The 12,501-nt window shown below is 40.7% G+C and carries 11 protein-coding genes and 1 riboswitch; all 11 genes read right to left on the bottom strand.

From position 1 onward, the window contains the following. Positions 1-132: 132 nt before the first annotated feature. The 11 genes from CA598_RS07605 to CA598_RS07555 all read right to left on the bottom strand — a co-directional run bounded on the left by CA598_RS07605 (position 133) and on the right by CA598_RS07555 (position 12,486). Positions 133-1,584 carry a serine hydrolase domain-containing protein gene (locus CA598_RS07605; RefSeq protein WP_094876121.1) on the bottom strand — a complete coding sequence of 484 codons (1,452 nt, stop codon included), beginning with the start codon at positions 1,582-1,584 and terminating at the stop codon, positions 133-135. 451 nt (positions 1,585-2,035) lie between these two features. Further along, the gene (locus CA598_RS07600; protein ID WP_094869890.1) at positions 2,036-2,263 is read right to left on the bottom strand and encodes a hypothetical protein; all 228 of its coding nucleotides are present in this window, start codon (positions 2,261-2,263) and stop codon (positions 2,036-2,038) included. A gap of 89 nt (positions 2,264-2,352) precedes the next feature. Beyond that, entirely contained in the window at positions 2,353-3,825 is a 1,473-nt protein-coding gene (locus CA598_RS07595; RefSeq protein WP_179283613.1) for a DUF4179 domain-containing protein, read from the bottom strand. 130 nt (positions 3,826-3,955) lie between these two features. Further along, positions 3,956-4,546, bottom strand: a complete 591-nt coding sequence (locus CA598_RS07590; protein WP_179283612.1) for an RNA polymerase sigma factor — start codon at positions 4,544-4,546, stop codon at positions 3,956-3,958. A gap of 135 nt (positions 4,547-4,681) precedes the next feature. Beyond that, positions 4,682-6,253 carry an ABC-F family ATP-binding cassette domain-containing protein gene (locus CA598_RS07585; RefSeq protein ID WP_094876118.1) on the bottom strand — a complete coding sequence of 524 codons (1,572 nt, stop codon included), beginning with the start codon at positions 6,251-6,253 and terminating at the stop codon, positions 4,682-4,684. Positions 6,254-6,675: 422 nt separating this feature from the next. Continuing rightward, positions 6,676-7,419 (bottom strand): MerR family transcriptional regulator, encoded by a 744-nt coding sequence (locus CA598_RS07580; RefSeq protein WP_094876117.1) that lies wholly within the window; start codon positions 7,417-7,419, stop codon positions 6,676-6,678. A 13-nt stretch (positions 7,420-7,432) separates the two neighbouring features. Beyond that, positions 7,433-8,170, bottom strand: a complete 738-nt coding sequence (locus CA598_RS07575; protein ID WP_094876116.1) for an ABC transporter permease — start codon at positions 8,168-8,170, stop codon at positions 7,433-7,435. After that, a complete protein-coding gene (locus CA598_RS07570) occupies positions 8,167-8,883 on the bottom strand; it encodes an ABC transporter ATP-binding protein (protein ID WP_094876115.1) in 717 nt (238 codons plus the stop codon). The genes CA598_RS07575 and CA598_RS07570 overlap by 4 nt, the downstream gene beginning before the upstream one ends. A 164-nt stretch (positions 8,884-9,047) precedes the next feature. Then, on the bottom strand, positions 9,048-10,352 hold the full coding sequence (locus CA598_RS07565) for a voltage-gated chloride channel family protein (protein ID WP_094876114.1): 1,305 nt from the start codon (positions 10,350-10,352) through the stop codon (positions 9,048-9,050). 67 nt (positions 10,353-10,419) lie between these two features. Then, positions 10,420-10,481: riboswitch (Fluoride riboswitch) on the bottom strand. Positions 10,482-10,488: 7 nt separating this feature from the next. Next, entirely contained in the window at positions 10,489-11,208 is a 720-nt protein-coding gene (locus CA598_RS07560; protein WP_042187963.1) for a YebC/PmpR family DNA-binding transcriptional regulator, read from the bottom strand. Between the two features lie 168 nt (positions 11,209-11,376). Further along, a complete protein-coding gene (locus CA598_RS07555) occupies positions 11,377-12,486 on the bottom strand; it encodes a 5-methyltetrahydropteroyltriglutamate--homocysteine S-methyltransferase (protein WP_094876113.1) in 1,110 nt (369 codons plus the stop codon). Positions 12,487-12,501 lie beyond the last annotated feature (15 nt).

Below are 12,501 nucleotides of genomic sequence, written 5' to 3'. Positions count from 1 at the left end.
GTTAGAAGCGGTAGACAAGAAAGCAGTTGAGTATAGTTTAATTCTTCCTGTGCTATTCGTAACTCTACTTTCCGCTGTACCAAACAATATACGCTATACGCATTTTACCAATAAAGCGAACGAACAAAATGCTTATTTTCGGATCGAGGCATTATATCGGTGAGTGTATACTAACCATGTTATGCTTGCTGTTAATAATGCCGACGAAATCAAAGCCGTAAGAATACTATATGTTTGCCAAATAAGTATCGTTGGCCAATCTAATACACAGCACATTATACATAGGGCAATCGTAACAATCAGCAAAATAGCTGTTACGATTATTCGCTTTTTTGTCATTGGCTGCCGCTCATTCGTTTTCCTTCTATGTAATCCTAAGAGAAAGAACAGAAAGGCCAATAAGCAAAGAATAATTGTGGTAGACGATAAAATGATGTCCAAAAGCTGTATGCCGCTTATTTCATATGACTGCGTTAGATTGCCGTCTAATATATCTTTAACTTTTAGTACCATGCTTCTATTGATATTTGCGCCGTTGGTCAGCAAGCAGACGGCTGTTCGTTCATTTGGCAGTATGATCACTTCGGTTCCAAAATTGGGATTGCCCCCTGGGTGCTCTATAATCGTTTGGTTGGCGTTTACCGACCAGCCCGCCGCATAATACATTTCGTTTACAGCCGGAACAGACATATCCCCCTGATGTGACTTTTCGATAACCGTATGGAATATTTCGGGTATGTCCTGCACAATACCCATCTGTATGCCCATCCAACGCGCCATATCTTTTGTACAAGAAATGATGTAGCCTGCGGGTTTATTCCCGGAATAATCCGGCGCGTTATATGGAGTTGTCATAAAAAAGGAGGAACGGTAGCCCTGTGCCATCTGTCCGGTGGCTTGAGCATCTTCTTTATAAACATACGTCTGGTGAAGACCTAACGGCTGAAATACCTGTTCCCTCATAAAGTGTTCATAGCTTTGTCCCGACACAATCTCAATAACCAAACCCAATACGTCATAATTAACGGTCCCATAGCTATACTGTTCACCGGGAGGGAACGCCAACTCAGCATCTACCAGCATTTCCACAGTCTTTTGCAGCAAATCTGGTGTATTGCCTTGTGGAATATTTTGAGAATGCCTACCATTTGTTAGGCCGCTAGTATGGTGAAGAAAGTTATTGAGTGTAAGGCTTTGCATATCAACAGGTTCCCCTTGATACTTTAACGTAAACCAAGGTAAATATTTTTGGACAGTGTCAGTCATTGACAGTAGCCCTTGTTCCTCCAACAGCAGAATACCCATGCCGGTAAAGGCTTTACTGACCGAGGCCAACTCATATAGTGTATTTTCACTTGCAGACACCCCACTTTCACGGTCTGCATACCCGGAAGAAAAGTAGAACACTTCATCATCAGCAAGTATAGAGATTGACATTCCCGGCACACCTGATATACGACTGGCATCATCCAGCAACGCTTGTATTGCCCCAGATTGCGTATCTGACAACGACGCATAACTTTGTGTTGCGAATCCTGAGAATAATATAAGTATCGTTAATACAAAAACAATAGACTTTTTCATAAACTCTCCATTTCGAAAAAATTATGCGAGGATAATATAAACAACCCGCAGTACGCCTTATCTGCCTAATTCGTCGTTCCATTATACTTAATGCTAGACGTTCAATGATTAGTTTACTATTGTAAACTTCACAGACCCATGTATATATTTCTTGTTTCGCAAAAAAGGCCCCTCTGTCCCATCTTCCATATCCTTTATAGTATTTTATTAGGTATAGGGGTTAAACCCTATTTATGATACGTTTTCCCGCGTTTGAACTTCAACTATCCTGCCCGTTTGCTGAATAAAGGCAGCCGTTCACATTGACTGACCGGCTGCCTTATCGTGTTTATTGAGCTATCGTTACCCGTCAGATCAATAAGAAAGAAAAACAGTATCCTCCTAATGTGACAGGAAAAAGCTTTACTTTGATCGTTGATACAAGGATCAGAAGGTTCAGAAGTTCAACGAATTAACAAGCACAAGTAACGTCTTTTAAATTTCTTATAGCTATAGCATTCAGTCGAAGCGCTTCTACGATTGAATCTCTTACTGCTAATAATTCAAATCTTTCACGACTACCCATAGGTAATCTGCAAAGCAATGCTTCAATTCTTTTAAGACTTTCCTTCAGAACCACTCTTTGCTTACGCAAAGCATTCAAAGCTCTTTGAATTCTTCTCTTCTCTGCTGCAGTCATATACTACCACCTCTTTTCGATTGTGATAGTATAAGAGATGCGACAGAGCTTCTATCTGCTTGTACAATCCGGAAGGTAAATAATTGATTTCACTGCTTTTTGCTAGCTTCCATGATAGGAACGGACCAGTCTACATTGGTATACAACCGGTTGACTATTGTGCGTATTAATTGAAGCTGATCAGGGATCTTTGTTAGTCCTTCGGCACGGAATTCAAAATATTTCTTTTGGTTATTTGATTGAGATTGAACAATTACAATATAACCATCCTTCCATCCAGAGCCTTTAATAGAAAATGCTCCTTGTTTAGTAAGTTTGTAATCCTTGTCGTCCGTTGTCTTGATTACCCATTCATCATTCATAAACTCATTTCTCATTCTTCCACTAAAATGTAATGCCCCTTCCTTCGCTGATACATTCGCATCAGGAGACGACTCCACCGTAAAATCATTTAACATCAGCTCATCCCCATCAGATGCAAAGGGTATTGGATGTTCTTTCAGTTTCGCTGGCTCAAATTGCACACTAGAACCATCCACCTCTGGAATAAAATACCCATCGAAAACAAAAGTATATGGCATATCCTGCGGTAAATATTTAAACATATAGCTCCAATGTATTTGTCCTGGTTTTTCTCCTGGGGTACTTGAGAAAGCCATCACACTGTCCTTATTTGGTAATTTTCTAGCATTTACACTATGAATCTCTTCCCCTTGCTCATCCTCGAAATGAAATTTCAGCCCTTGCTGCTTCCATAGTTCACCAGGAGAACGACTCAGTGCCTCTTCACTTAACTTCGTATCAAATTCAAAGCGGACACCTTGAACCATATGAGTTAAACTTTTCAAGGTCAATGTTAAACCATCCGGAGATGTGTAACTCCCCATCAGTGGAGTTGAAGTCGTTTGTTTATTCGCTTCAGTCATATCCATCGAAAAATTGAAATTCCAATCTCCTTTAAGAGTAGGAATGTTCTTTCGTTTACTTCCCAATTCAGTAATATGACCTTCGATTCTAATTTGGTCGGTTTGTAGTGGCTCCGAGAAATTAACGATCATATAGTAAAAATCATCGGTAAATCCCATATCATACAATTCCCCTACGACTTTCCCTTGATCATCCTTAACTTCTATGCGGTTTCCATCAGCAAAAACCAACCGTTTTCTGTCATGTTTCCCATTTGGGCCAAACAATTGTAATGCAATAATTACCCGTGTAGGATCTGCAATTGCTTCATCTATTTTTATTGTATAGCCTTTATCCTTCACCTTAATATTAGGATGTTCTACCAACCCAAATTCTTGTGCTCGTAAAAGGCCAATGTCCACATTATCTTTTACAAAAAGAGAACGTAACGTATCTGCCAGTGTGGGTACAGAATATAAAATCGCGGCACTTAGTATAACCAGTAATAAAGCCGCACCCATGGTTAATCTCAGTAACCTCTTAAGCTTCGGGTTCTTTCGCTTCCTGTCAGGAACCTTTACTTTCTCTAGTTCAACAAATTCTATTGAAGCCATAACTTGAGCCGTGAAGGAATCTGGTAACTTCTCCTCAAACAAAGCTTGCGACCACTCCCCTTGTTCTTCCAATAGCGTATGATAGATTAAATTGCAATGCGCACAAGCAGCGATATGATCAACATTTTCAAATGGTCGGGAGGTGGGTGTACTTAGGATGTATTGCTCGATCTCAAATGGACTTAAGCACTTCATCGCTCTTCACCTCCTGGTGTGTCATGATTTGCTTCAATCGCTGTTTTGCACGATAAAGATCATTTTGGATCTTACTTAAAGGAACCTCTAAGAGCGTACACATTTCTTCATAGCTTAAATCATTGGTGTAACGAAGCAGCAACGCCGTACGATAATTAGGGGGTAGCTTTTGCATCAGGTTAAGCAGCTCTGTACGATGCTCCGATCGAATGAATTCTTCTTCTGGATTATCTGAAAGAGAAGATTCAATAAGATCATCCGGCAAGCTCGCTGTAGGCCGGTCTTTTTTCCACATATCCTTTAGTAAATTAGTCGCGATCGTATACAACCAAGCCGCAAAGTTTTTATTCAAATCATGTGAGGCTAGCTTACGATAAGCTTTTATAAAAGTTTCCTGAGTGATGTCTTGCGCGTCTTGATGATCGGCCCCCATTCCTCTCAAAAGGCCATAAATTTTATTCTTATATCGATTCACAAGGTACGAATAGTCTTCCTTTTGCCCATCCAGAACGTTTAGGATCCATTGCCTTTCTTCCTTTTTTTCAACTTTCGGTACATATCCTTTCACCTTAAAGCCTCCTTGAAGCACGATACTGTATAGACGATTCCTATCAGAAAAACTCTCACTTTTATCCAAAAAAAGTAGATCTTCAATTATATTGAAGACCTACCCTGTTATTTAACCATATCGTTTAAGTACTAACTATACGAATTGATCACCGCAGTACCTGTAAATTTTTCTGGTTTCATCTCCTATGTTAAGCACACGATCAACCCACCCCTGGTAAAACTGTTCTTCATGAGAAACAAGAATCACAGATCCTCCAAATTGGATTAAAGCTTTCTGTAAAGCCTCTTTTGTTTCAGCATCTAAGTGATTGGTCGGCTCATCCATGATTAGGAAGTTATATTCTGAAAGCAGTAATAGGCACAGCTTAACTTTAGATTGTTCCCCGCCGCTGAGTGTACGTATTGACTGTGTTACAAGGTTATCTTTAACAACACACTGCGCAAGATAGCGACGTATTTCCTTTACAGTCAGTTTGGGATCATAAGCTGAAATCACCTGAATAGGTGTCATTGTATCGTCTTCCCAAGTTAGATCTTGTTCAAAATAACCCACTTTAATTTGTTCTGCGAACTGAAACCTACCGCTCATCCCTTGGATCTCTCCAACCAACGTCTTTAGCAATGTTGATTTCCCGATTCCGTTGAAGCCCGTAATCACCAGCTTTTGTCCACCGCGAATGGAGAACTTCAATTTAGGCAACAAAGGCTTATCGTAACCTACGACTAAGTGATCCACTTTAAGCGCCACTTGTGACATGCATGGAAGCTCCTTAAAGCGAATAGACGCTTTGGAGACAAATGTCGGAGCAGCGATTCGTTCCAACCTATCCAGCTGTTTCTGGCGGCCACGGGCAATTTTGGAATTAACACCTGCACCGTTTTTTCGAATGAATTGCTCAGTGGTTTCTATTTTTTTCTGCTGTGCATGATATTGCCGGATATGACTCTCTCGTAAATGTTCCTTCTGCTTCACAAAATCTGAGTATTTCCCGTGGTATTTTTTAATCGTTTCACCCTCAATGTCGAAAATACTAGTGGATATTTTATCGAGAAAGGCATAGTTATGAGATACCACAATGAACGCTTGATTGAATGCAATCAGATACTCAGCGAGCCAGTTAACATGTTCCTTATCCAGATAATTGGTTGGTTCATCGAGCAATAGCACATCAGGTTGTTGAAGTAAAAGCTTGGCCAGTATAACTTTCGTCCGTTGGCCCCCACTTAATTGCTCGATGGGACGGTCAATTCCAATTGCGTTAATCCCAAGACCCGTAACCAGCTTACTGACGTTGCTCTCCATCGAATAATAGTCTAGCGCTTCTAAGCGTTCCTGGTAGTCTGCTGCCTTTTGTAATAACGTTTCGTCGCCAGTTACAGCGCACGTTTCATAAAGCTCATTCATTTTTCGTTCTAGCTCATATAATTCTGAGAAAGCCTGTCTTAAATAATTATGAACCGTACGGTTTCCGTCCATGACAGCGTATTGATCGAGATGACCGATTGTAATATTGGGCTGCCACTTTATCACTCCATCATCCGGGATCACTTCGCCCGTCAAAATGCTAATTAACGTACTCTTCCCCGTTCCGTTCTGCCCAACAACGCCTACATGCTCACCCTTGTACAGTTCCAAAGAAACATTCTTGTATAGAACCTTATCTCCAAAGGCATGTGATAAATTAAAAACCTCAAGTAAACTCATTTTCTGTTCCTCTTTTCTGGAATTAATTAAGAACGCAAAAAAGCAGAAGACATTGCACCTTTAGGTGCAAGCCTTCTGCTTGTCAGTACACGATTGAACGGCACAAACATACAAATGTCAGTGTAGAAACTGAGCACTATAACACAAAAGGCTGTAGACGAAAATTGTCTACAGCCTCTTAATCATTAACACCGGAAGATAGCATAACCAAATAAGCATGAAATTTCACACTAAATTAGACCACTATCCTTCGATGATATAAAAGCATTACGCTTTTGATTAAGCTCCGGACAACGTTTCATCGTTTGTATCCGTTTGTTCGGAGCAGCCTCTTGTACATAACTTTTCAGTTTCTACATGAATCATGTTAAACCATCCCTTCGTTTGGTAACAGTTTAAAACGCATGCCGTTACTTGTCAACTTAGCGCGGGAAATCATACTTGATTTTGGTCTCTAACAGTTGAATAACTTTTTTTGCTTTATCTATCGCTTCTTCTAGAGAATAAATTAAACGATCCGTTACCGTGACAATATCTTCGAACTCTCCAGGCGTATCTAGTATTTCTTTGATGCTTAGTTCCTTTGATTGTTCAGCTGTATTTATTAGTCGAAGAATAGCATTCATTGAATAGTGCGCTGCTCGCAATGTACGAATAATCTTCATTCTATTTAATTCTCGTTCAGTATAAATGCGATAACCATTCGGTAGTCTAGGAACCGTTAATAAACCATTTCTTTCCCAGTTGCGTAGGATCTCAGGCGATAAATTCAATAACTGAGTGACTTCACTCCGAGTATAGGTTTGATTAGACGATGATTCCTTGCCACTGAGCCACTGTTCAACCAATTGAATCGCTTCTAAAGCTAATTGATATTCTTGTTTAAGATGAGCCAAATAGACATGAGCAAGTTTAAAAGCCAGCTTGAAATCGCTTGTACCACTGGCTTCTGCAATTGCACGTGCTTTTGCTCGACTATGACCTTGAATAATCTCACAATGAAAAGCTGTTCTTGCTACTTGAAGCTGAAATAAATGGAGCTCTGAAAATACTCGATATCCATTCTCTGCACGAGGAACTGGAGAAATATACTTCCACTCTTCATAAATGCGAACGGTATTCGGATGTACGTTAACAAGATTCGCGATTTCTTTGGTGCTATACATCCGTGTCCCACCTTCACTTCCATTTAAAGAATTTGATAGCGCCGCCTATACCAATCAATATACATAAACCAAGAATTATAATGCTAATGAATAAGTGCTGAATAGGTTCTCCAATTGAAACTTGTTTTAGTAAATGAATGCCATGTGAAAGTGGTAAAATATCCATTACCCATTGAAAAAATCGTGGCATAATCTCATACGGAATCGTCGCACCCGAAAATAGAAGCATTGTGAAGTAGGCAACTGAGCTCCATAAATTTGCAGACTTTTGATCAGGAACGACACTGCCGATAAGAATCCCAATACTGTACATCGCACACACTACAAATGCATATGTGAGGAGAAAGACTGTCCATGAACCGCCCATTTCATAATCAAATAATAAAGTATATACAGCAGTTACGCCAATAAACGAAACAAGTGCTGAAGATAACTGAATAATAACTTGTGCAAATAAAATGTGTAAAGGGGACACGGGTGTTACTTGGAATCTTTTTAAAATCCCCCGGTGGCGATAGTCAGCAATGGTAAGGGGTACACCCATCACTCCTGTCGCAAGTACCCCTATACAAATGACAGCAGGGTAGGAGATTTCAAACATGGATGTTCCGCTGGCTGGCACTTCTTTACTCATGACATATCCAAAAAGAGTCGCCAATATGATCGGGAGTATGATCCCGAATATAAGTATATCCATGCCTTTCCAAACAAGCTTACCCTCTATTTTTAGTAGTGTCCAAAATAATTTCATTCCCATTCCTCCTCACCTGAAAAATATAAATAAGCATCCTCTAACGTTACTTGTCCACTAAGCTTTATAATTTCTTGAACAGAACCAGACGCGACTGTTTTCCCATCTCTTAAAATGATTAAATGATCGCAGAGAGCTTCTACTTCGTCCATGTAATGAGAGGTGAGTACAATCGATAGTCCTTTTTCTTTCATAGCTAAAAGCTGTTTCCACAGCAATTTACGCGCCTTAGTATCAAGACCCGTTGTTAATTCATCTAAAAAGACGAGCTGAGGATTGGGCAAGAGGGCCAACAATACGGCTAACCGCTGCTTTTCACCACCAGAAAGCGACTTCACAACCTGCTTTTTCTTTTCATGTAATCCAAAGGTATGGAGTAAGGGATCGATAGCTTGTGGTTTTTTGTACAAAGCACGCCATTGAATACAAGCTTCTTCAAGGGTTAGGCGATCTTGAAAATTCGTATCTTGAAATTGCACCCCAACTTTTTGAAATACTTCCTTTCGTTCTGTGATCGGTGATTTCCGAAGTAATACAAGCTCTTGGAATTCGCTTTTTTCAATGCCTAGAATTGCAGCAATACTTGAGGATTTCCCAGCACCATTCGCTCCTAGTAAACCAATTACTTCTCCTACACCTAAATGAAAGCTTAAATCCTGGACAGCCATTTTATCTCCGTATCGTACAGAGAGATCTTTTACGGATAAAACCATATTCCCACCTCATTTCAGATATTAGGTTTACACTATATCAAATGAAGTAAAGGCTGGTGTTTTATTGGAGGGTTTGTTTTTTGAAACAAAAAAGAGGAGGTCAGCTCGTATTACGAACTAACCATCCTCTGTCAGGTGCTTATATTTTCAAAAATCCAACAAATTTATTTTCTTTTTTTAACATTACTTATTCTAGTCCCTTGAGGAACTGAAATGAACTGGCTCTTCGATACACCAATAAGCTGTGAAGTATAAATACTACTATGTCCGGAGAATAAATAACTCACCACACAAGCGATGAACATGTATACAGCACCCTCTGAACCAAATAGCTCAATACCCATTAAAAAGCAAGCGATAGGCGTACTGGTAGCTCCACAGAAGACAGCAATGAATCCGAGAGCAGCCAGAAACGGTCCATATACATGTAAAATTCCAGCCAAAGCATTGCCTAATGTGGCTCCAATCGCAAATAGCGGAGTAACTTCACCACCTTGAAATCCTGTTCCTAAGGTAAAAGCGGTAAAGATCAGCTTCCATAAAAAAGCAAACGGCGAGACATCTCCCTCAAAAGAATCCTTGATTAATGGAATTCCAAGGCCTAAGTAATCACGGGACCCTATAAGGAAAACTAAGGCAATGATAATCAAACCACCCAGTGCACCCTTTATCATTGGATTGCTTATCATGGCGGCAAAGGTTCTTTTTAGAAAATGAGTCAGTTCACTGAAAAGCATACTCACGAGACCAAAAATCACAGAGGCCAATACCACTTTTAGAATAATCAATAAATTTAAGGCTGGAAATTCATTCACTACATAGTGAGTATGATGAACGCCCCACAATCGAGTGGTGACCAGATCACCAACAAAGCTAGCCACAAAACATGGAAGTAATGCCTGTTGGCTAATAAGTCCAATGGTTACTACCTCTAGACCAAATAAGGTTCCAGCCAGCGGTGTTCCGAAAATAGAACCAAAGCCTCCGCTAATCCCGCACATTAACAGTATTTTACGATCCAACGGGCTGATTTTGATTAATTTTCCAAACCACTCCGCGAGGCTTCCTCCCATTTGTACAGCTGTTCCCTCCCGTCCGGCAGATCCACCGAATAAGTGAGTGACCAGTGTTCCTAACAATACTAAGGGTGCCATGCGTAAAGGAATGGTCTCTGTCCCATCCTGAATTTGTTCTATAATAAGGTTATTTCCTTTAGCGCTGTTTTTTCCGTAACGCATATATAAGAAACTAACAAATACTCCCCCAAGAGGCAGCAAATAAAGTAGCCACGGATGCTCTAAACGTACATCTGTTACATAGTCTAAGCTTTTCAGAAAGAAAGCCGAGGCAGTTCCTGATAAGAGTCCAACCACACTTCCGAGTACAATCCATTTGATAAATGTACTCCAAAGTGCAAAATGACTCCTTTTCTTCACGAATTCATGCCATGGTGCAGACCATTGATTCATAACAGCAACTCCTAAAGTCAGTATAAATGAGTCTCTACAACAAAACAGACTCCTACCAGTGAAGCACACTCTGGTAGGAGTCATTAGTCTGAAGAGACGGTTGTGGCGAACTCCATCGCCTTGTTATATGTTATTCTTAGTCCTCAGAATCTACGTTATGATACACTTGTTGAACATCTTCTAAATCTTCTAAGGCATCAATCAATTTCTCGAATTGAGCTTGTGCATCTTCAGGAAGTGTTACATAGTTCTGTGGTAGCATGTTAAGCTCAGCAACAGTAAACTCAGTGATTCCTGCATTTCTGAATACTTCTTGTACAGCATGGAACTGATCAGGTTCAGCGTACACGATAACCGCCTCATCCTCTTCTAGAACATCACGTACATCAAGTTCTGCATCGAACATCATCTCAATCACTTCATCGGCAGTTTTACCTTCTACACCGATAACAGCCGTTGAATCAAACATGTAGGCTACAGATCCGCTGACACCCATATTCCCGCCATTCTTACTGAATGTAGAACGGATCAAAGGCGCTGTACGGTTTACGTTATTCGTAAGTGCATCGACGATGATCATCGAACCGTTAGGTCCAAATCCTTCGTAACGAAGCTCCTCATAGTTCTCATCACCGCTGCCTTTGGCTTTATCCATCGCGCGGTCAATAATGGCTTTTGGTACATTGTAAGTTTTTGCACGTTCTAAAACAACCTTTAAGGCCCGGTTTGCTTCTGGATCGGGTTCACCTTTCTTGGCTGCTACATAAATCTCAACACCAAACTTTGCATAGACGCGACTTGTGTTGGCGTCTTTGGAGGCTTTCTTTTCCTTAATATTATTCCACTTACGACCCATATTGTTCCCGCTCTCTTTCAACATGAATTAAAAACAATTGTTACTTATTATACCCTTGATTAATAGCTCTAGTAAAGTGCGCTGGTAGGTTAATCCTCTAAGCTGACACAATACACGCATAAAAAAGGCCCCTAAATCAAACAGGAGCCTTCTAAAAACTTATTTTATTTATAACCAAACCTCTTGGGCTGTTTCAATTACGAGACGTATTTTATCCCACTGTTCTTCTTCGGTTAGGATATTTCCTTCCTCAGTGGAAGCAAACCCACATTGAGGACTTAAGCAAAGCTTCTCAATATCTACATATTGTGCCGCTTCTTCAATACGTGCTTTGAGCTGCTCTTTGCTCTCAAGACCACCATGTTTCGTAGTTACTAGTCCCAATACCACAAATTGATCTTTAATAAAACGCAAGGGTTCAAAATCGCCCGCCCGCTCATTATCATACTCCAAGAAGAAAGCATCCACTTTAGTATTCGAAAAAAGCTCTTCGGCCACAGGCTCATAACCACCAGCAGCGAACCATGTGGAGCGGAAATTACCTCGGCATACGTGAAGCGCGATCGTCATATCATCTGGACAACTGGCAATGCTCTCGTTAATCAGCCTAACGTAATCCTTAGCCAATTGATCTGGATCTGTACCTCTACTTCGTAAATGGGCCCTATGTCTGCCACTACACAGCGTTCCCCAAGTTGTATCGTCTAACTGGAGGTAACGGCAGCCAGCATCATAGAACGCTTGGATTGCAGTTCGGTAAACAGCAATAATATCTTGGAATAGGGTTTCTTGATCCGGGTAAACTTCATTCCCGTTAAAATCCTCCACAAAGTGAAATAAAGCGGGTGAAGGGATCGTCATTTTCGGAATTCGGTCTCCGGCCATTTGTTTCAAAGCGATAAATTGGTCGATCATTGGATGATCTTCAAAGGCAATTCGGTCCACGATTCGAAAAGATTCCGCGCGCTGAGCGGCTTCCGCTCTTCCTTGATTTAAGTTAATCTTCTCAGTTCCTTTAATCCCTACAAAGAAATCGAGATGCCACCAGGAACGGCGAAATTCCCCGTCTGTGACCGCCAATAAACCCACTTCTTTTTGCAGTTCCAGTAGTTTGGCGATTTCAATATTCTCTATTTCATGAAGCAGACTGCCCGTGATTTCACCATTGTCATATTGGAGGCGGGCCGCTTTAATCTCATCCGTTCGTAAGAAGCTGCCAACGATATCGTATCGAAAGGGTGGAGCATTTCTCTGGGTGCCAATTACGGGTCTAATCATACCGATCCTCCTACT

It is taken from the genome of Paenibacillus sp. VTT E-133291, assembly GCF_002264395.1.
Taxonomy (GTDB): Bacteria; Bacillota; Bacilli; order Paenibacillales; family Paenibacillaceae; genus Paenibacillus_AQ; species Paenibacillus_AQ nitricinens.
The sequence above is the reverse complement of the archived record's forward strand: the minus strand, read 5'-3'. Positions and strand labels throughout refer to the sequence as shown.

Bases quoted from the DNA above. Each gene is read 5' to 3' on its own strand.
- CA598_RS07605 (WP_094876121.1), bottom strand. From the start codon at position 1,584: ATGAAAAAGTCTATTGTTTTTGTATTAACGATACTTATATTATTCTCA.
- CA598_RS07585 (WP_094876118.1), bottom strand. From the start codon at position 6,253: ATGAGTTTACTTGAGGTTTTTAATTTATCACATGCCTTTGGAGATAAG.
- CA598_RS07575 (WP_094876116.1), bottom strand. From the start codon at position 8,170: ATGAAATTATTTTGGACACTACTAAAAATAGAGGGTAAGCTTGTTTGG.
- CA598_RS07600 (WP_094869890.1), bottom strand. From the start codon at position 2,263: ATGACTGCAGCAGAGAAGAGAAGAATTCAAAGAGCTTTGAATGCTTTG.
- CA598_RS07560 (WP_042187963.1), bottom strand. From the start codon at position 11,208: ATGGGTCGTAAGTGGAATAATATTAAGGAAAAGAAAGCCTCCAAAGAC.
- CA598_RS07555 (WP_094876113.1), bottom strand. From the start codon at position 12,486: ATGATTAGACCCGTAATTGGCACCCAGAGAAATGCTCCACCCTTTCGA.
- CA598_RS07570 (WP_094876115.1), bottom strand. From the start codon at position 8,883: ATGGTTTTATCCGTAAAAGATCTCTCTGTACGATACGGAGATAAAATG.
- CA598_RS07580 (WP_094876117.1), bottom strand. From the start codon at position 7,419: ATGTATAGCACCAAAGAAATCGCGAATCTTGTTAACGTACATCCGAAT.
- CA598_RS07565 (WP_094876114.1), bottom strand. From the start codon at position 10,352: ATGAATCAATGGTCTGCACCATGGCATGAATTCGTGAAGAAAAGGAGT.